The following is an 18657-nucleotide window of genomic DNA, read 5'->3' as shown; positions in this document are numbered from 1 at the left end:
GCCGGGGGCTGAGCGCCGGCGGGGCGGGTCGATCCCGGATACTGACTTTCGATAAGAAACCTTCGTAATGCGGGGAGGGCTTCCCATGACACTCGACGTCGTATGCCTCGGCGAAGCGCTCGCGGTGTTCTCGCCCGACCCGCCCGCGCCCATCGTCGAGGGGACGATGGTGCGCGTCGGCGTGGCGGGAGCCGAGACCAATGTCGCGGACGGACTGGCTCGACTCGGTATACGCACTGGCTGGCATGGTCGACTCGGCGCGGACCCGTTCGGCGCGATGATCCTGAAGCGCCTCGTGTCCGCGGGAGTCTCGGTCGATTCGGTGGAGATCGATCCCACGCGCCCGACGGGCATATACGTCAAGGATCCGGCGTCTCGCTCAGTTCACTATCGGCGGTCGAATTCCGCCGCATCCATCATGGATGAATTGACGCTCGATCGCTTGGCCGCTGCGCCAATCACGCACATTTCGGGAATCACCGCCGCGCTATCGGCGTCCTGCCTTCGACTACTGCGGCACATTCTCGACGGAAGCCGCCGCGGCGTCGTCAGTTTCGACGTGAACTATCGGCCAGCACTATGGACGGTGTCCCAGGCGGCGCCGATCCTTCTCGAACTCGCGCAAGCGGCCGATCTCGTTCTCGTCGGCCGAGACGAGGCGGAGGCGCTGTGGGGAACGACGTCCGCCGACGAGATTCGCGCGCACCTGTCACGGCCGCGGACCCTGGTCGTCAAGGATGGGGACATCGGCGCAACGGCCTTCATCGGCGATGACGTGCGCGTGTTCGAGGCGGCGCCGAAGGTCGAGGTCGTGGAGCCCGTCGGTGCCGGAGACGCCTTCGCGGCCGGATATCTCGCGGGCGTCGTACGGGGCTTCGACCCGTCGAAACGGCTGCGTCTCGGGCATCGACTCGCGGCCCGCGCGCTCCGAAGCGCCGGCGATCTGGGAGTTCCGCCGTCGACGGCGGAACTCGACGCATGGGGCCTGCGCTCGGGCCCGGCGTCGACGTGATCGACGCGCGGATCAGCGCGGCGCGTGACCTCGGACGCCATCCGAGGTGACTCGATCACTCTCTACGACGCGATTCCCCGAGCGACATGCCGGGTGCCCACGTATCCACTGTGAACTGATCAATTCACGGCGCGTCACGGCATGTTCTCCCACCCATAAAATTGCCACTATAGTCATATCGAGAATTTCCCATGCCTCATTTTTAGTGGAATAGTGAACGTGCCGCATTTCCGACGGATGCATTGGCACACCGGGATTTCGGCGACACCCATATCAACCGTGAACCGCCAGGAGAGAACGTGACCAAGGATCAACAATCCTCACGACCAGGAATGTCGCGTCGATCAATTCTTCGATACTCCGCCGCCGCCGCCGGAATCGCCATCGGCGGCGCCGGTCTGGTGACCCCCGCATCAGCCTCGGACTTCTACAACCCCTTCACCGGATATCCCATCACGGACGGTTGGTGGGAGCACATCTCTCGCGGGTCTCTCGGCGGCATCGACTTCGCGATGGGTGTCGGCACCCCCCTCCCGGCATGCGGCGGCGGCACCATCACGAACATTCCGTACAACGGGACCGGTGGCCACACCGTCACCATCAACCACCCCAACGGCTACCGAACCCAGTACATGCACCTGTCGCAGTTCCTCCTCGGCAACGGCACCTCGGTCGGAGCGGGCGCCCACGTCGGCCTCTCCGGCGGAGCCGCGGGAGCGCCGGGCTCCGGATCGTCGACCGGCCCGCACTGCCACTGGCACATGATCAACCCGAGCGGTACCCGGATCAACCCCCTCGACTACATCGGTGGCGGCGGAGGCGGAGGCGGCACCCTCCCGAAGACGTCGACCGAGTCCGACGGCATCCCGGGGCCGATCTTCTGGAAGCGCGTCCAGAACTGGGTCCGGATCGACGCGGGTTACACCGGCCCGATCGACGGCGTCCCCGGCCCGAACACGTACGCGGCGATGCAGCGGTACCTCGCCGCGCACTACGGCTACGGCGGCCCGGCCGACGGCGCCCCCGGCCCGAACACGTACGCCGCGCTGCAGCGCCTCGCCGCCCGGCACGGCTACACCGGCCCGATCGACGGCGTGATGGGTCCGAACTCCTGGCGGGGTGTCGCGCGCTTCGTCAACCAGGACCGCTTCGACCGCGTCTAAGCCGCGCGAAACTGAACGACGCACCGTCCGGGGACGATCGTCCCCGGACGGTGCGTCGTTCATGCTGTTGGTGAAAGCCTTGCGGGACAACGTTCCACCAAGCCGGTTCAGGTCTTGACGATGACCTCGGTGCCCTTCGACAGGGACCGGCTGACGGTGCACGCGCGCCGGTGGACCCGATCGGCGACGGCCTCGAAGACCTCGCGGGCCTTCGGGTCCCCCTCCGGAAGTTCGACGTCGTAGGTGACGGTCACCGGGCCGAGCAGGGTCGGCTCGATCTTCTCGCCGTCGACCGTCATCGCGAGACGGACGAGACGATGACCTCGCTTGGCGGTCAACGGTTCGACGGTGACGATGTTGCAGCCTCCGACCGCCGCCAACAACAACTCGACCGGGGTGAACGCCTCCCCCTCGGCGTTGTCACCGACGGCGATCTCGCCGCCCCGCGAATTGCGCGCGATGAAGCCGTCCTCGGTGCGTTCGACCCTCACTGATCCCACGGTGCTGTTCCTCTCCTCGTCGACGTCCCTCGCCGACATCGATCGACAACGACGAATCACACACCATCATTCCGGAATCGGCCGCTACCCCGTGGGCGTTGTGCCGGGAGTGAGGACGAACGTGGACGTGGTCGTGATCGGCGCTGGACAGGCCGGTCTGTCCGCGGCATACCATCTTCGCCGCAACGGCTACGACTTTCAGGTGGTGGACCATTCGCCCGAGCCTGGCGGCGCCTGGCAGTTCCGCTGGCCGACGCTGACCTTCGAGACCGTCCACGGCATCCACCGCCTGCCCGGCTCGCCGTTCACGCAGCCCGAGGACGTCACCACACCCGTCGCCGAGGAGGTCCCCCGATACTTCGGGGACTACGAGCAACGGTTCGAGCTCGACGTGGCCCGGCCCGTTCACGTCGCGGCGGTCCGGTCGCTGCCGGACGGTTCACTGCGGGTGGAGACCGATCGCGGCACGATCACGGCCAAGGCGATCATCAACGCGACCGGCACCTGGGACAAGCCGTTCTGGCCGTACTACCGGGGGCGGGAGACCTTCGCGGGCCGTCAACTGCACACGGCCGATTATCGGGGACCCGACGAGTTCGCCGGGCTCGACGTCGTCGTGGTCGGCGGCGGCGCCTCCGGGATGCAGCACCTGCTCGAGATCGCGGAGGTGGCCCGATCCACGCACTGGGTCACGCGCCGCGAGCCGGTCTTCTTCGATCACCCCTTCGACCCGGATTGGGGACGACGGGTGGTCGCGGCCGTCGACGAGCGGGTACGGGCGGGTCTGCCGCCGGAGAGCGTCATCAAGGCGACCGGTTACCGCCTGACTCCCGAACTTCGGGCCGCGTCCGACGCGGGAGTCCTCGACCGGCTGCCCATGTTCGATCGGATCACGCCCGACGGCGTCGCCTGGGACGACGGCCGTTTCGTCGCGGCGGACGCGATCGTGTGGGCGACGGGTTTTCGCGCCGCGCTCGATCACCTGGCGCCGCTGCGACTACGGAACAACGGTGGTGGGATCACAGTGGACGGGACTCGGGTCGTCTCCGATCGACGCGTGCATCTGGTCGGGTACGGTCCGTCGGCGAGTACCGTCGGCGCGAATCGGGCCGGTGGCGAAGCCGTCCGGGAACTGCGCGGCTGGCTCCGACCGACGGGAACCGATCATCGCGTCCGTCCACGTTCGACGGCGAGTGCCCGCAGCAATTGACGGACGAGCAGGATCTGCGGGCCGATCACACGGCCGAGCGTGCGACGTCCGACGGTAGGTCGACGGCGAGCAGTTCGCTCAGATCCTGACGGTCGAGAGACCGACCGGCGTCCCTCAGGGCCGCGACCCGGCGCGCGTGTGCCGTCTTCATGGTGTCGAACAGTCTCCGCACCGCGCGCCCGTTCCCGGCCGCGTACACGTCCTCGTGTTCGGCGATGTGGGCGAGCGCGGCGGCCCGGCTGTCGGCGGCCAGGACGTAGTTCGAGGACTCGACCATCCACACCAGGATCTCGGTCATCTCCTGTGGCGTGTACGTCTCGAAGACCACGACATCGCTGAATCGCGACGCGAGACCCGGGTTGGTGGCGACGAAGTCGGACATTTCGTCCGGATAACCGGCAGCGATGACGACGACCTCCTCGCGGTGATCCTCCATCAGTTTGACGAGGGTGTCGATCGCCTCCTGACCGAAGCCGTAGCCCGCCCCGCTGCGCCGCGCGAGCGCGTACGCCTCGTCGATGAACAGCACTCCCCCGCGTGCCTGGGCGAACTTGGCGGCCGTCTTCGCGGCGGTCTCCCCCAGATGCTGACCGACCAGGTCCACACGGGACGCCTCGATGACCTGCCCGGTGGCGAGGATGCCGAGGCTCGCCAGCAGTTCGCCGTACATGCGTGCCACCGTCGTCTTGCCGGTACCGGGGCCGCCGGAGAAGATCAGGTTCGCGAAGACCGCCTCGGTCTCCAGTCCTTCGGCTCGCCGTAGTTTCGCCGCCTCGATCAGCGCGACGACGTCGGATATGCGGTGCTTCACCTGGTTCAGCCCGGTCATCGAGGTCAATCGATCGATCACCCTCCTGACGTGGTCGGGATCGCGAATCTCCCCGAAACGCGCGGTCAGGCCGGGGTCGACGACACCGGTCAGATCGTCCAGAGTGATCACGGAGAGCTGTTCGGCCGTGGGTTCGTCCACCATGGCCAGTCGGACCGCCTGCTGCTCCAGCGCTCGCTCGAAGACGGAGCGGGCGATCCGGGCGTTACCGAAGGACGCGTCCCTGGACAACTGTCCGAAGTGGCTCGCGAGCGCGGCCGAGGAGTCGGGGGCGAAACGGATCCGGTGGTCCGCCGCCATGATCTCGGTGATCGAGACCAGCTCGCGCGGGCTGTAGTGCTCGAAATGGATCGTTCGCCCGACGCGTGACCGCAGGCCGGGATTCGCGTCGAGCATCTCGTCCAGCCCGGCCGGGTACCCCGCGAGGATGACGACGAGCTCGTCCCGGTGGTCCTCCATCAGTTTGACGAGGGCGTCAATCGCCTCCTTTCCGAAGTCGGCCCCGACACCGAACTGACGCGCGAGCGTGTGCGCCTCGTCGATGAACAGCACCCCACCGAGGGCGCGTTTCACGACCGCCGTCGTCTTGTGGGTCGTCTCGCCGAGCGCCTCCCCGACCAGGTCGGCGCGAGACACCTCCGTCAACTTGTCCGTCGGCATCGCCCCGACGGCGGCGAGAATCCTGCCGTACAGGCGGCCGACGGTCGTCTTCCCGGTGCCCGGTGGTCCGGCGAAGGCGAGGTGGCGCGCCGGAGTCGGTCCGACCGGCATGCCGAGGGCGGCCCGTCGTCGTGACGCACGCACGACGCTGACCAGAGTGGTCAGGTCGCGTTTGACCTTCATCAGGCCGATCATGCGGTCGAGATCGTCGAGTAGCGCGGGGACGGCCACCTCGGGGACGGGAACGGCCCGTTCGATCGGTGTCGGTTCCGGTTCGGGTTCCGGTGCGGGTTCCGGTTCGGGTTCCGGGATGGCGACCGCGGCGGGTTCCGCGGCCACCGTGACCTGGACCGGTTCGGGTTCACCGAGTTCGTCGGGGGCGCCGTTTCCGATGGATCGCAGCCGTTCGTCGGCCAGGCCGCCGCGCTGGGCGAGAAGGATGCCGCTGCCCTCGTTGTCGGAGATCTTCGAGTCACGGGCGGAGACGTGGCCCCCGGCCTCCACTATGAGACCGGGCCCACGGTGCCGGACGAGTCGGGACCGGTCGAGCGTTCCCGTGCCGGTCGATTCGACGTGCATGCCGACCTCGCACTCGGCGAGCGTCGTGCCGACGAGTTCGACGCTTCCATCGGATTCGACGACGAGGCCAGGCCCACCGGACGCGGAGATACGGCAGTCGTGCATCTCCAGACGGGACGACCGGCCGACTCGCGTCCCGTCCTCCCTGGCCTGGTCGATCCAGAGTTTGTGAGCCGTCACGGAACTGTGGCCGCTCACCCACAGACCGGAGACGGCGGCGCCTTCGACGCGGCCCGAGGCGATGCGCACGATCGCGCGGTCGACGGCGACGATCGCCGATCGACCCACTTCGGACAATTGGGTGGCTCGGATGTCGGTCTTCGCGCCGTGCTGGACGAGGATGCCCGCGCCACCCGACTTGCCGACGAGACATCCGTCGATCAATCCGTGCGATCCGCTGGTGACGTGGACGCCGTGGTCGGCCGCGGCCCGGATGGCGGTGTTGCGAACGGTGACCCGGCTGCCGGATTCGAGGCGGATGCCGCATTCGGGCGAGCCCTGCGTCTCGCAGCCGTCGACGCGACCGTTGGCCCCGGCGAAGGTGATGACACCGTCGAAGACCTTGGTGGACTTCATGTTGAGCGTTCCGCCGTTGACCGCGCTCGCGGCCAGGCCAGAGCGGCCGACGATCTCGCAGCCGTCAACGGTCAACTTCCCGCCCGAGACCATGACGGTGGCTCCGGTGGCGTGGTCGTGTCGGAGGTGGAGGTCCCGCAGGGTGAGGGTGCCCTCGACGAACGCGAGGTTCTCCGCCGAACAGTCCATTGTGACAGTACCGGGGGCGGCGGCGCGGAGTTCGAGTTCACCGGCGTAGTTCAGGCAATCACCGAGGCGATACTCACCCGGTTCGATGACGATGACCGGAGTGCCGTCCGTGGTGCCGGTGGCGGCGATCGCCTGCTCGATCGAACGGAAGGTACCGGTTCGGGCGGTGGACACCACGATCTGCGACAACGCTTCCCCTCACATCAAGACATCTAAACCCCATGCGTACCACACGGGTGCCATCGGTTCAGAGGTCGTCCGTTCTCGGCGGATCGGCCACGGCGGCGCGAGCACGCCGTGGAAGCCGCCGCGTCGATCACCCGCACCGTCGCTCCAACACGCCGGAGGCGTCGTGCACCGGCACGGGATGTTCTCCGCCTTGCCGAGTATCGCGCGGTCCTCGCCCTACTTGGCCCGAGGCGACGGAACAACCTCTATACGCATGATGCTGGACCATTCTCACCCGGAGGCATGGCCGTCGTGAGCTTCACCGTGATTTCACAGCGTACGACCCGGTGTCCCCTGGGCCGAACCGATCGGACGGGTGTCGGCCGGTGGTGAGGGGACGTTCGCGACTCCAGCCCACCACCGGCTCGAGCACTAACTGTCCAAATCCGCCGGTTCCAGCTCCGTTAGCGCCGCGTGATCGGGAGTCCCGCCTGCCACCAGCCGTGCCAGGCGCCGGGCGTGTGCCGTCCGTGCGCGTTCGAAGAGCTTGCGCACCTCTCGTCCGTTGCCTTCGGCGAAACGGGCGGTGTCGGAGAGGAACACCGACCGCGCCGCCTCGCGGGTCTCCGCGCGCAACACGAAACCCGCGGACTCGACCATCAACTCCAGAATCGACACGAGATCGTCCTGTGTATACGGGGCGAAGTCGATGGTGTGGTCGAAGCGCGACGCCAGGCCCGGATTCGCGGCGAGGAAGTCGGTCATCTCCCGGGAGTACCCGGCGACGATGACCACGACCTCCTCCCGGTGGTCCTCGATGAGTTTGACGAGGGTGTCGATCGCCTCCTGACCGAAGTCGCTCCCGGTGCCGAACTGCCGCGACAGGGTGTACGCCTCGTCGAGGAACAACACCCCTCCGCGCGCCTGCGCGAACTTGGCGGCCGTCTTCGCGGTCGTCTCTCCCAGATGCTGACCGACCAGGTCCATTCGCGACACCTCGACGACCTGGCCGGTCGCGGAGACGCCGAGGGCCGACAACAGCTCGCCGTACAGGCGGGCCACCGTCGTCTTGCCGGTGCCCGGAGGACCGGTCAGGATCAGGTTTCCGGTCACGGCCGCCGTCGCGAGCCCCGCCGCCTTGCGCAGGCGCGCGGCGGTGATCAGGTCGACGACGTCGCGCATCCTGGCCTTCACCTCGGTCATTCCGACGAGGCGGTCCATCCGCTCGAAGACATCGTCGACCTGCGCGCTGTCGCGGGTCTGCCTGGCGTCCGAGACGAGGCTTGCGTCGACGATCCCGTCGAGGTCGGACGGGAGCAGCGTCGTCAAGTCCTCGGTGGTCGGTTCGGGAAGTTCGGCGAGGCGCACCGCCTGGTTCTCGATCGCCGCTTCGAAGATGCGTCGCGCCTCTCGACCGTTGCCGAAGTTGTCGTCCCGCCGAATCCGCTGGAAGTGCTTCGTCAGCAACTGTTCGGCTTCCTCCGCGAAGACGAAGCCGTGGGACGACGCGAGCGAGGACGCGATCTCGGCGAGTTCAGCGGGACTGTAGTTCTCGAACGCGATGGTCCGCGAGACTCGGGACGACAGTCCGGGGTTGGCGTTGAGGAAGTCGCGCATCTCGGTGGCGTACCCGGCGAACACGACCACGAGATCGTCACGATGATCCTCGATGAGTTTGACGAGGGTGTCGATCGCCTCCTGGCCGAAGTCGCTCCCGGTGCCGAACTGCCGCGACAGGGTGTACGCCTCGTCGATGAAGAGGACGCCACCGAGCGCGGCCGTGACGACCTCGGTCGTCTTCGCCGTCGTCCCGCCGAGGACCTGACCAACGAGGTCGGCCCGCGACACCTCCGTGAAACCGCCGTTCGACACGACCGCGAGCGCGGCGAGGATCTTGCCGTACAGGCGCGCGACCGTGGTCTTTCCGGTTCCGGGCGGTCCCGCGAAGACCATGTGACGGCTGATCACGGGTCCCGGAGCGAGGCCCGCGCGCCGCCGTTGTTCCGCGGCCTTGAGGAGGCTGACCAATTTGGTGATCTCGTGTTTGACGCCGCCGAGGCCGATCATCGCGTCGAGCTCGGCCATGAGCGCGGCGACGTCGACGGGCGGCGCCGGAGGTGTCGGAGCGGCGGCGGGCGGCGCCGGTGTGGTCACCGCGCCGGCCGCCGACGTCGCGGGGACGCCGTTGTCGGATTCGACGTAGTCGCCGGTGAGGCTCGATCCCTCCTCCAGCTGCGTGCCGACGCCGAGGTTGTGCTCGATCCGGGATGAACCCGTCAGTTGCGCTTGGGCGTTGCTGTGCAGGTGGACACCGATCGCTCGGTGTTCGGTGATGAGGACGTTGGTGCCGTCGAGCCGGGCGCCGGACGTGAGCCGGACGCCGATCTCGCCGCCGCGGATCGTGACGTCGCGGAGTTGGGTGACGGCGGTGTCGTCGACGAACAGTCCGATGTTGGCCGGGCTCTCCATCGTGGACGAGACGAAGTGCGCCTCGCCGCGCAGATCGACACCGACGCTGTTGCGCACGGCACCGGTCATCGTCACGCGGGTGGCGTCGAGTCGACTGTCGGTCGTCACCCAGACGTCGTCCACTCCGGACCGTGAGATGGTGGCGTCCTCCAGAGTCGCCACCGAACGGTCTCGCACGACGAAACCGCATTTGCCCGAATCGGACAGTCGACAGTCGCGCAGCAGCGCCCGGGAGCGCTCCTGGACGAGAACGTGGGCGGAACCGCTGCGCGTCACCGTGCATCGTTCGATGAGCGGGCTCGATCCCGTGTTGATCCAGATGCCGTGCTCGCCGGCGTTGGAGATGGTCACGTCTCGGATGGTGACCTTGCTGGCCTTGTGAATGGCGATGGCGCAGCTCGGCGCGCCGCTGACGGTCGTGTGGGAGACGTCCCCGATCGCGTCGGAGAAGATGAGGGCGCCGTCATGCAGGTCGCATCTCGACAGTGTGAGATCACCGCCGTCCCAGACGCTCACGGCGTCCCCACGCGTGTGGATCTGGCAGTTGTCGAGGATCGCGACGCCACCGACGACCTGTATCGTCTGTCCTTTGTCGGCCCAGTTGCGCAAGGTCAGGTCGCGGAGGGTGACCTTGCCTTCGACCCGGACGGTGTACTCGGCCGAGCAATCCAATGTGACCGTTCCGGGCCCCTCGGACGCGATGATCTCCGCCGTTCCCCAGTACCGCAGCCCATCCATGCGGTACTCGCCCGGTTCGACGAAGATGCGTTTCAGGGTGCCGTCGGGAACGGGAAGTTGCGCCACCTCCAGCAACGAGCGATACGCGATGGGTCTGGTGAGCGAAACGTAATAATCCACTGTGCTCCCTTCCGGTCCGGTTCGGCCTCAACAAGCATCGCCGCCCGCGAGCGCGTCCGCCACACCGGGGCCCGAGCGGTACCAACAGCTGATGGCCATCGCGGCCGGGTGTCCGTACTATCCGCGATCATGACAGACAGGCTGAGTACCGGCACCCGCGCCGGATACGCGATGGGTTCGTTGGCGACCGGCGCGTTCGGAACGGTTCCAGGGCTGCTGTTGTTGCCGTATCTGACGGACACGCTCGGCGTGGGCGCCGCCGTGGCGGGTCTGCTCGTGCTGCTGCCGAAGGCGTGGGACGTCCTCGTCAACCCCTTCGCGGGTCGCATCTCCGACCGGACCGTGTCCCGCTGGGGGCCGAGACGTCCGTATGTCCTGTTCGGAGGTATCGGCCTGGCCGTCGCCTTCGCCGCACTCTTCGCCGCCCCGACGCCTCCGGGAGCGGCGGCGGCGGGCTACGTGGCCGTCGCGTTCCTCGTCACGGCGACCGCCTTCGCGTTCTTCCAGGTCCCGTACGTCGCGATGCCCGCCGAGATCACCGACGACTACACCGAACGAACGCGGCTCATGACGTGGCGCGTCGCGGTGCTGGCCGTCGCGATCCTCGTGTCCGGTGCCGTCGCGCCGATGATCGTGAACACGACCGGCGGCGGGGTGGCCGGTCACCGCTGGATGGGGTTGTTCGTCGCCGCCGTGATCGCGGTGGGTGCCGTCGCGACCTTCGTCGGGACGCGCCGCACGCGGGCCGATCGGGTCACCGAGACCGAGCCGTCGCTGCGCGCGCAACTGTCGACGGCGCGCCGCAACCGGCCGTTCATGGTGCTCACGACGGTGTTCGTGATCCAGACGATCGGGATCGCGACCATGCTCGCCGGCGTCAAGTACATGGCCGATCACGTGCTCGGGAGGCCCGGTGACGGCCCGACGCTCCTGTTCGCGTGCTTCGTCGGTCCGGCGCTCCTCGTCATGCCACTGTGGTCACGACTCGGACGACGGCTCGGCAAGCGCGCCGCGTTGTCGGTGGCGTCGACGTTGTTCGCGCTCGGCGCGCTCGGCCTGCTCGTCGCGTGGTTCGCCCCGCCGGCCGTCGTCTACGCCGTCACGGCGGTGATCGGCGTCGGCTACGCGGGCCAGCAGGTCTTCGCGATGGCCATGCTGCCCGACTGCATCGCCGACGACGCCGACAGGACCGGCAAACGACAGGCCGGCGTGTTCACTGGATTGTGGACCGCCGGTGAGACGCTGGGGCTGGCGCTCGGACCGGGCGTCTTCGCCCTCGTCCTGACGCTCAGCGGGTACGTCTCCTCCGCGACCGGCGAGGCGGCCGCCCAACCCGACGCCGCGCGGCTCGGTGTGCTGATCGGCTTCAGCGTCGTTCCGGCTCTGCTGGTCGGGCCGGTGACGTTGCTGCTGCGGCGATACGGACTCGACGACACCGCCCGCGCGGCGAGAACGGGCTCGACCACGCGAACCGAATAAACATGAAAAAGGTTCGCGGTTGATGGTCACGGCGGCGTCCCGGTGCGCTACCTTAAGCCCATGACCAACGCCCTGCCCGACGTCGGCGTCCCCGCACAGCAGGTCCTCGACGAACTGCGACAGTTGCGCGCCAAGGACCATCCGACGCACGGCGGACGTCTCTTCTCCTATGTGTATGATTCCGGCCTCGCCGGGCTGGACGACCTCGCCCAATCGGCGCACGCGCTGTCGGCCCACGTCAACGGCCTCGACCCGACCGTGTTCCCGTCCCTCCAGATCACCGAGAACGCGCTCGTCGGAGCCGCCGCACACCTCCTCGGCGGCGGGCCGGGAAGCGACGCTCCCGACGTCGTCGGTTCCGTGACCGGGGGCGGCACCGAGTCGCTCCTCCTCGCCGTCAAGACCGCGCGCGACGCCCACCCCGACGTCGACCGTCCCCGGCTGGTCGTTCCCGCCACCGCCCACGCCGCCTTCGCGAAGGCCGCCCACTACCTGCGGGTCGAGCTAGACACGGTGCAGGTCGACGTCACGACCTTCACACCCGACCCGGCCGACATCGCCGCCGCCGTCACCGACGACACCGTCCTGATCGCCTGCTCGGCGCCGTCCTACGCGCACGGGGTCATCGATCCCGTCGCNNCGATCGCGGCGGCGGCGATGGCTCGCGGTGTTCGCTGCCACGTCGACGCCTGCTTCGGCGGTTGGGTCCTGCCGTATCTGCGCCGAGTGGGCGCCGACGTCCCACCGTTCGACTTCGCGGTGCCCGGCGTGACCAGCATGTCGGTCGACCTGCACAAGTACGCGTACAGCCAAAAGGGAATGTCCATTCTCCTGCATCGAGACGCCGCGCTCCGGCGGCCCCAGTACTTCGCGTACGCGGGCTGGCCCGGATACACGATGATCAACCCGGTCATCTCCTCGACCCGGTCGGGCGGCCCCATCGCGGCGGCCTACGCCACCATGCGACACATCGGTGACGATGGATACCTCCGACTCGCCGAACGCACCCGCGCGGCCGTGTCGACCATCGCCGCCGCCGTCGACGGCACGGACGGTCTCCGACTGGTCACACCAGCCACGGGCACCGTCGTCTGCTTCACCTCGACCGAGGAGGACCTGGACATATTCGTCCTCGCCGACGAACTGTCCCAACGCGGCTGGTACACCCAGCCGCAGCTCCCCTTCGCCGGAATGCCCGCCAACATCCACATGACCGTGACGGCCTCCGTCGAGCCCGAGTCCGCCCACTTCGCCGAAGCGCTCGCCGAGGCCGCGAAGGCGACGCGCGCGGCGGGTCCGCCGCTCCTCCCTACCGAGCTGACAACGCTCGTCACGAGTCTGCCGACGGAGCGGATCACACCCCGCGTGGTGGCGGAGCTGGCGGCTCGATTCGGGCTGACCGGCGGCGATTCCGCGCCGCGACTGTCCATCATCAACACACTCCTCGCGCACGCCCCGGCCGCGACCCGCGAACACCTCCTGACCGAGTTCATGGGTCTTCTGCAGAACCCGATCTACTGAGGGTCAACGGCGCCACTCGTGCAGGCGCGCCTTCGGATTCGTCCAATCCGGAGTGACCGCCGCGAAGTCGACGATCTTCACCCGAATCAGCAGGCTGTAGTTGAGATGGTCCCGAGTCGCCTCGCGAAGGTAGTCGGCGTTGCGCGATCGAAAGCGCCAATCCGTCAGCGAGCGGACGACACCGAGAACGCCCCGACTGTCGGTGCCGTTGCAGATCGTCAGCGTCCGTTTGTGGTTGAACGGGTTCGGCGTCCGCACGAAATGCCCCACATCCGACAGCATGCGGGCGTCGTCGGACCATTGCGGCTTGAAGATCTTCTCCTCGTCCCCCACCCGAACGCGATAGTCCCTGCCACGGACACCGCTCCGGCCGGCGGCGAGTTGACGCACCGGCAGGTCCAACTGCTCGAGCACCTTGTTCGTCGCGAGGTTCCAATCGACGCCGCCGAGCAGGATCAGGTGCGTCGTGTAGTCGTCCGGTTGAAGGTCACGCGCTTTGCGGAACACGACCTCCGTCGTCGGATTGGCGGCCCTGACGTGGCCGTACAACTCGATCAGCGAGTCCGCGTCCGCGTAGGAGTAGAGGTCCGCGAACGCCCGATACGGATCGTCCGGTGTGGGCAGTACCTCACGCTGCGACTCGGGGACCTCCGCGCAGACGATGGTGACGATGTTCCCGTCCCCGAAATGCCACGGGCCGGTGACGAGATCCTCGGCGGCCGCGGTGTTCCGCCGAGACGGCCCGGCCACGTCGGTACGCAGTGCTCTGTCCCGCAACGCGAGCAACTCCCGTTCGAGGCGGTCCCGACTCTCGCGTTCGGACGGAGTGAGTTCGCCATCGGGAACGATGCGGTACGGCGAGTCCTCGACGGAGCGCCGGGTGGCGAAGAACGCCGCGTAGGCGAGCAGACGGTCGACCGGCGGAACGGTGGGGCGGCGTGTGTTCTCCCAGGACGATATGAGGGGCACGCTCAACGGCTTGTGCCCGCCGAGGGCATGTGCCAGATCCCGCTGGGTGATGGCGACACCGCGCCAGGTGCGCTCGCGCAGGGAGCGAAGCCGCCTGGCGAGTTCCGACGCGGAGCTCTTGAGAGAAGGCATGTGCGTCGACTTCCTTCGCATTAAGAGAACTGAACTTAACTGAAGTTCACCAATCGTCTCTCAAATATCGACGTCCGTCAACTTTCCGACAGTGAAAGCCTTGCGCTACCAGGGTTTCGGAAGTTACGCTGAATACACATTAAGGTGACATTCACTAAAGTTCACCATAGTAGACGCTCCAAGGAAAGAGTCGATTGTAGAAGTCCCCTCAACGACGCGCGGACCCGCCGGTGACACCGGACCACAGCTTCTCACTGTGTCCCTTGGGCGTAGGCCAATCAAGCCGCCCCCGGAAGGAACCGCCATGAGGACCACACTTCCCTCGCCCGCCATCGACCTGTTCGCGTCGTCCGTCGACGTCGCGGGGGCAGGCGCCCGAGCCTTCACCCTCATCCTGCTCATCGCGGCGATCACGATCAGCGTCCACTCGATCCGCCTGCTGTGGGAGCCGATCGCGGAGTTCGTCAGGATGATCGTGCGAGTCGCGACCGTCGGCCTCGTCGCCTTCATGATGCTCCTCCTACTGCTGGTGCTGAGCCTCGGCTACGCGTGACACCGGTGTCCGAACAGGACTCCATGAGCGACCGTGCCGGTTCGCATCACGTGAGAACGCGCAGCTGAGGGGGAACCTCGGCACCGACACCGCGTCGGTCACGATTCGACGGAAACTCGGAGACCATGACCAGAACCGAACCGCGTCAAGCCCTCCCGGCATGGGCCGACGCCCCGGCCCGCCTCGATCAACGACTCGAGGCGGGCCCGAAGCCTTCACCCCGAACCGAGGAGCATCTGAATCACGGGCATGACGACCGAGGCCAGCCCGCTGCCCACCGTCGCCAGGAGCATGGTGATCTCGAACCGCGGGCGCTCTCGCCGCCCCGCGTCGCTCGGTTCGAGCAGGGGCGGCCCGCCGACCGGACTCATGAGCCTGGTCGTGGCCGCGTGGGACAGCCACAGCCGTTGGAGCTGATCACGCGGATGCCGACGTCCGACATAGGCGATCGCGGCCTCCGCCTTCAATCCTTTATGGAACTTCTCGCAACCCCGCAGCGCACCGCGCACCCGGAGTCGACACGGCGCGTACTGCCTGGTGGGATAGCCGCAGCGGGTTCCGCGCAGGAAGAGCAGCCATATTCCGAGAACGGCGAACGCCGCGAAGACCATCGCGGCGAGCGAGATCCAGTCGGACTTCTGGTATAGGTGATAGCCCCACACGATCCCTCCGGCGATTCCCAGGCCGGGCGCCAGGCCCCCCTGATCCGCGGTACGGCGACGCTTCCCCACAAAACCCCCTTGTGGAATGTCAACAATGGACCGTGTCGTGGTCGCAGCACCGTCATCCCCGGTTCCACGCTTCCACGCTTCCACGCTTCCACGCTTCCACGACATCGAGCTGCCACGCTAGCAATGAAACGTCACGCAGAGTAATGAGCGACGGATAGCCAACAGTTTCCGTTGTCCTTTCGTTATCTTGAAGCGCGGGCGAGACCCCGCCGGCGCCCGAGACACTCCACAAAAGAACTAAGAGATCGATCGCCCGATCAGGCCGCGAGTCCCGCGAAGAAGGCCGAGGCGACCGCGCGCTGTGTGGGGAACGCGAGTTGGTCCGCGTGCTCGGCGGCGAGCAGGGACCACCCCTCCGACTCCGCGGTGGCGACCGAATCGGGCAGGTCGGCAAGGGTCCGCGTCGGGAGCACACCGAAGATCTGGATGGTGTCGTGGCCGGTCATCACGTCGAACAGGGCGATGTCGACGTCGTCCGCGTCGATCACGGTCTCCTCGCGCAGTTCCCGAACCGCGGCCTGCTGCCACGTCTCACCGACCTCCATATAGCCGCCCGGCAGCGCGAGTTCGCCCCGACTCGGCTCGATCGTGCGACGCGCGACGAGCAGCCGCACGGTCCCGTCGTCGTCGACGGGCAGCAGAGTCACCGCGACGGGCAACGGATTGCGCCAAATCGTCTCCATACAGGACGGGCAGTCGCGGGGCCATTCCCGCAACTGCCCGTAAGGTGAACCGCAATAGCCACAATGGGTGATGGAGCGATCAGGGGTGTACGTCATGGACGTACTCTAGATCCTCGCCCCGTGGAGCCACCAGACCGAGCGCCGTCCCATGCCGACGACCCGGTCGTCCGGTCTAGCCGTTCGGGTCCTCCAGGCGGAAACCGACCTTGACGGCGACCTGGAAGTGCCCGACGTTCCCGTCCTCGATGTGCCCCCGAACCTGCCCGATCTCGAACCACTCCAGGTTGCGCAGCGTCTCGTTGGCGCGCTTGATCGCGGATCGGATGGCGTCCTCCACCGATTCACGGGACGACCCGACGACCTCGGTTATCCGATACGTGTGCGACATACCCCCACCTTTTCTCCCCCGTCGGCGAACATACCGCCGCCCAGCCTCCCACGTCCGAGCACGGGCGCGGCGTGATTCCATGACAATCTCTCGGCGGACAGTGGCCCGTTCCCGCGCCACGCGGATGCCCGGAGTCGGTGCCGCGAGGTCCTCGGAAAACGTCGGCACGGACGACTGCCACCCGCACGTCCCTCTCGAACCGGTCCCGTCGGGAGCAAGCGACCGTTGCGGCACCGATCACAGTGACGCGGGTGGACATCGTCGTTATGATTCCTCAAGCGTCGCGTGCCGGTGGCGGACAGCGTCAGGCATGGAGGCGCCGGACTGAAAGGTGGCTAACGCCATCTCCGCACAACTTCCGTCGAATATCACGGTTTACCCCGCCGACAACCGTTTCACGGGTCCTCGGCCATCCATACTCGTCCTTCCCGGCGGGCGATTCCAGGAACTGCCACCCCACGAGGGCGAGGGCTACGCGCGCTGGCTGTCAGGGATCGGCTTGCACGCCTTCGTCTTGGACTACCGTCTACTGCCCGACCGCTTCCCCGCACCACTGGTCGACGCCCGGGCCGGACTGGACTACATCGCCAACGGTGATCACGGCCTCGACACCGACCGCGTCGGCGTGATCGGTTCCAGCGCGGGAGGACAACTGGCGGGTCTGCTGATGACCGGCCAGGTTCTCTCCATAGAGGATGGCGTCGTCGACCCGCCGCGTCCCGACTTCGCCATCCTGGCGTACGCGCTGGCCGATCTGGACCTGCTGCCGCCCCAGGTCGTCGAGGCGCTCCTGGGCGACCTGATCTCCATCAAGGACGAGCTGTCGCCGGCCAAGCACGTCGACTCGTCCGTGTGCCCCACCTTCGTGTGGGCGACCGCCCAGGACCCGCCGGGACTCCCCAACGCCCTGGAATGGACGCGGGTCCTCGCCGAGGCGCGGGTCCCGGTCGAGCTGCACGTCTACCCACACGGCGGTCACGGCATCGGCCTTGCCGACGGCGTGGCGTACGGCGGCCGCGAGCACGTATTCATCGCCCACAATGCTCACACCGCGTCGTGGACCACCGCGTGCGAGGCGTGGCTGCGACAGGAGGGCGTCCTTGAACACTGACCGACTCACCGCCTGGGGTGACGAACTGCGCCAGGTGCATCGCAAGCTGCGCAGAGCCTTGGCGCTGGCGCGGATGTCGCTCGACGGCGGTGACGAGGAGGCCGGACTCTCCGACGACCTGCTGCTGTTCTGCCGGGGGTTCTGCTCGGCGCTGACCGGGCATCACCGCAGCGAGGACGGCTCTCTGTTCCCCGAGGTGGTCGAACGGCGTCCCGATCTGGCGCCGGTGATCGCGAAACTGACGCAGGACCACAACATGATCGACCACCTGATCGGCGGACTCGAGAAAGCACTCTCCGAAAAGGTGAGTCCCGAAGTGGCGCACCAGCACCTCGATGGCATCGAAGCCGTGATGGAGACCCATTTCCGGTTCGAGGAGTCGAAGCTGCTCGAAGTGCTCAACGCCATGGACGGCGAGTTCGACAAGACCGAGTTGTTCGGGCCGCTGACCTGAACCGCGCCCAACGCCCGCCGTCCTCCACCATGGATGGCGGGCGTTCCCATGCGGTGGGTCAGGTGTGACGGTGAAGCGACTCCATCCACGGGGTTCGCGGGAACAGCGGACCCGGACGCTGCGAAACCTCCACGCTGCCCGCAGATCGGGCCCGCGCGTCCGTCCCGTTCTCAAGCGCAAAAGACTCCTGAAGCTTTGAGTTTGGCGACAGCGGTGTCGCGGACACGTACCGCGTCGGCGACGGCGATGCCGGATCGCCGACTGAACCATTCGACTGGTTCGGCACGCAGTACGGTCCCGACGATGACGTCGAGTTCCAAGGGGTCCACGTTGAGCAGACCGCGCAACGACTCGATGAGCTCGACGTCGTCGTATCCCCGTTCCGGGGCTCCGACCCGCCCCCACCCCGACCATCCCCCGACT

At 67.4% G+C, this 18657-nt stretch carries 15 protein-coding genes and 2 pseudogenes; 9 read left to right on the top strand and 8 right to left on the bottom strand.

Annotated features, from left to right (window positions below; all coding sequences use genetic code 11):
- The first annotated feature begins 85 nt into the window (after positions 1–85).
- Both ACM9NP_RS22825 and ACM9NP_RS22820 read left to right on the top strand, forming a co-directional pair.
- On the top strand, positions 86–1012 hold the full coding sequence (locus tag ACM9NP_RS22825; protein ID WP_415648823.1) for a sugar kinase: 927 nt from the start codon (positions 86–88) through the stop codon (positions 1010–1012).
- A gap of 332 nt (positions 1013–1344) precedes the next feature.
- A complete protein-coding gene (locus ACM9NP_RS22820) occupies positions 1345–2175 on the top strand; it encodes a peptidoglycan DD-metalloendopeptidase family protein (protein ID WP_415648822.1) in 831 nt (276 codons plus the stop codon).
- Positions 2176–2282: 107 nt separating this feature from the next.
- On the opposite strand, the gene ACM9NP_RS22815 is transcribed toward ACM9NP_RS22820, so the two are convergent.
- Positions 2283–2675: an OsmC family protein gene (locus ACM9NP_RS22815; RefSeq protein ID WP_415648821.1), complete on the bottom strand. Its 393-nt coding sequence runs from the start codon at positions 2673–2675 to the stop codon at positions 2283–2285.
- Between the two features lie 121 nt (positions 2676–2796).
- Between ACM9NP_RS22815 and ACM9NP_RS22810 the strand changes: the two genes are divergently transcribed.
- Positions 2797–3885 carry an FAD-dependent oxidoreductase gene (locus tag ACM9NP_RS22810; RefSeq protein ID WP_415648820.1) on the top strand — a complete coding sequence of 363 codons (1089 nt, stop codon included), beginning with the start codon at positions 2797–2799 and terminating at the stop codon, positions 3883–3885.
- A 25-nt stretch (positions 3886–3910) separates the two neighbouring features.
- Here the strand turns inward: ACM9NP_RS22810 and ACM9NP_RS22805 are convergent, their stop codons facing one another.
- Both ACM9NP_RS22805 and ACM9NP_RS22800 read right to left on the bottom strand, forming a co-directional pair.
- Positions 3911–6907 carry an AAA family ATPase gene (locus ACM9NP_RS22805; protein WP_415648819.1) on the bottom strand — a complete coding sequence of 999 codons (2997 nt, stop codon included), beginning with the start codon at positions 6905–6907 and terminating at the stop codon, positions 3911–3913.
- Positions 6908–7318: 411 nt separating this feature from the next.
- On the bottom strand, positions 7319–10213 hold the full coding sequence (locus ACM9NP_RS22800; protein WP_415648818.1) for an AAA family ATPase: 2895 nt from the start codon (positions 10211–10213) through the stop codon (positions 7319–7321).
- A gap of 129 nt (positions 10214–10342) precedes the next feature.
- Here ACM9NP_RS22800 and ACM9NP_RS22795 point away from each other — a divergent pair, with 129 nt between their 5' ends.
- From ACM9NP_RS22795 to ACM9NP_RS22785, 3 genes and pseudogenes are all read left to right on the top strand, one after another.
- The gene (locus ACM9NP_RS22795; protein ID WP_415648817.1) at positions 10343–11692 is read left to right on the top strand and encodes an MFS transporter; all 1350 of its coding nucleotides are present in this window, start codon (positions 10343–10345) and stop codon (positions 11690–11692) included.
- 60 nt (positions 11693–11752) lie between these two features.
- Positions 11753–12330 (top strand): annotated as a pseudogene (locus ACM9NP_RS22790) (DegT/DnrJ/EryC1/StrS family aminotransferase); the annotation flags it as partial.
- 2 nt (positions 12331–12332) lie between these two features.
- A pseudogene (locus ACM9NP_RS22785) lies at positions 12333–13213 on the top strand (aspartate aminotransferase family protein); the annotation flags it as partial.
- Positions 13214–13216: 3 nt separating this feature from the next.
- On the opposite strand, the gene ACM9NP_RS22780 reads toward ACM9NP_RS22785, so the two are convergent.
- On the bottom strand, positions 13217–14314 hold the full coding sequence (locus ACM9NP_RS22780; protein WP_415648816.1) for a helix-turn-helix domain-containing protein: 1098 nt from the start codon (positions 14312–14314) through the stop codon (positions 13217–13219).
- A 304-nt stretch (positions 14315–14618) separates the two neighbouring features.
- On the opposite strand from ACM9NP_RS22780, the gene ACM9NP_RS22775 reads away from it, so the two are divergent.
- Positions 14619–14867: a hypothetical protein gene (locus ACM9NP_RS22775; protein WP_415648815.1), complete on the top strand. Its 249-nt coding sequence runs from the start codon at positions 14619–14621 to the stop codon at positions 14865–14867.
- 215 nt (positions 14868–15082) lie between these two features.
- Here the strand turns inward: ACM9NP_RS22775 and ACM9NP_RS22770 are convergent, their stop codons facing one another.
- The 3 genes from ACM9NP_RS22770 to ACM9NP_RS22760 all read right to left on the bottom strand — a co-directional run bounded on the left by ACM9NP_RS22770 (position 15083) and on the right by ACM9NP_RS22760 (position 16669).
- Entirely contained in the window at positions 15083–15598 is a 516-nt protein-coding gene (locus tag ACM9NP_RS22770) for a hypothetical protein (RefSeq protein WP_415648814.1), read from the bottom strand.
- A gap of 257 nt (positions 15599–15855) precedes the next feature.
- On the bottom strand, positions 15856–16377 hold the full coding sequence (locus ACM9NP_RS22765) for an NUDIX domain-containing protein (RefSeq protein WP_415648813.1): 522 nt from the start codon (positions 16375–16377) through the stop codon (positions 15856–15858).
- A 76-nt stretch (positions 16378–16453) separates the two neighbouring features.
- The gene (locus ACM9NP_RS22760) at positions 16454–16669 is read right to left on the bottom strand and encodes a dodecin (protein WP_415648812.1); all 216 of its coding nucleotides are present in this window, start codon (positions 16667–16669) and stop codon (positions 16454–16456) included.
- A gap of 331 nt (positions 16670–17000) precedes the next feature.
- Here ACM9NP_RS22760 and ACM9NP_RS22755 point away from each other — a divergent pair, with 331 nt between their 5' ends.
- Both ACM9NP_RS22755 and ACM9NP_RS22750 read left to right on the top strand, forming a co-directional pair.
- The gene (locus ACM9NP_RS22755) at positions 17001–17780 is read left to right on the top strand and encodes an alpha/beta hydrolase (protein WP_415648811.1); all 780 of its coding nucleotides are present in this window, start codon (positions 17001–17003) and stop codon (positions 17778–17780) included.
- The gene (locus tag ACM9NP_RS22750) at positions 17770–18234 is read left to right on the top strand and encodes a hemerythrin domain-containing protein (RefSeq protein WP_415648810.1); all 465 of its coding nucleotides are present in this window, start codon (positions 17770–17772) and stop codon (positions 18232–18234) included. Before ACM9NP_RS22755 ends, ACM9NP_RS22750 begins: the two co-directional genes overlap by 11 nt.
- A gap of 170 nt (positions 18235–18404) precedes the next feature.
- On the opposite strand, the gene ACM9NP_RS22745 is transcribed toward ACM9NP_RS22750, so the two are convergent.
- Positions 18405–18657: hypothetical protein (locus ACM9NP_RS22745; RefSeq protein WP_415648809.1), on the bottom strand; the 253-nt coding region annotated here is incomplete at its 5' end.

This window comes from Stackebrandtia soli (assembly GCF_965137155.1).
Taxonomy (GTDB): Bacteria; Actinomycetota; Actinomycetes; order Mycobacteriales; family Micromonosporaceae; genus Stackebrandtia; species Stackebrandtia soli.
This window is presented reverse-complemented; position numbering and strand designations above follow the sequence as displayed.

Bases quoted from the DNA above. Each gene is read 5' to 3' on its own strand.
- ACM9NP_RS22780 (WP_415648816.1), bottom strand. From the start codon at position 14,314: ATGCCTTCTCTCAAGAGCTCCGCGTCGGAACTCGCCAGGCGGCTTCGC.
- ACM9NP_RS22760 (WP_415648812.1), bottom strand. From the start codon at position 16,669: ATGTCGCACACGTATCGGATAACCGAGGTCGTCGGGTCGTCCCGTGAA.
- ACM9NP_RS22765 (WP_415648813.1), bottom strand. From the start codon at position 16,377: ATGACGTACACCCCTGATCGCTCCATCACCCATTGTGGCTATTGCGGT.
- ACM9NP_RS22820 (WP_415648822.1), top strand. From the start codon at position 1,345: ATGTCGCGTCGATCAATTCTTCGATACTCCGCCGCCGCCGCCGGAATC.
- ACM9NP_RS22825 (WP_415648823.1), top strand. From the start codon at position 86: ATGACACTCGACGTCGTATGCCTCGGCGAAGCGCTCGCGGTGTTCTCG.
- ACM9NP_RS22775 (WP_415648815.1), top strand. From the start codon at position 14,619: ATGAGGACCACACTTCCCTCGCCCGCCATCGACCTGTTCGCGTCGTCC.
- ACM9NP_RS22795 (WP_415648817.1), top strand. From the start codon at position 10,343: ATGACAGACAGGCTGAGTACCGGCACCCGCGCCGGATACGCGATGGGT.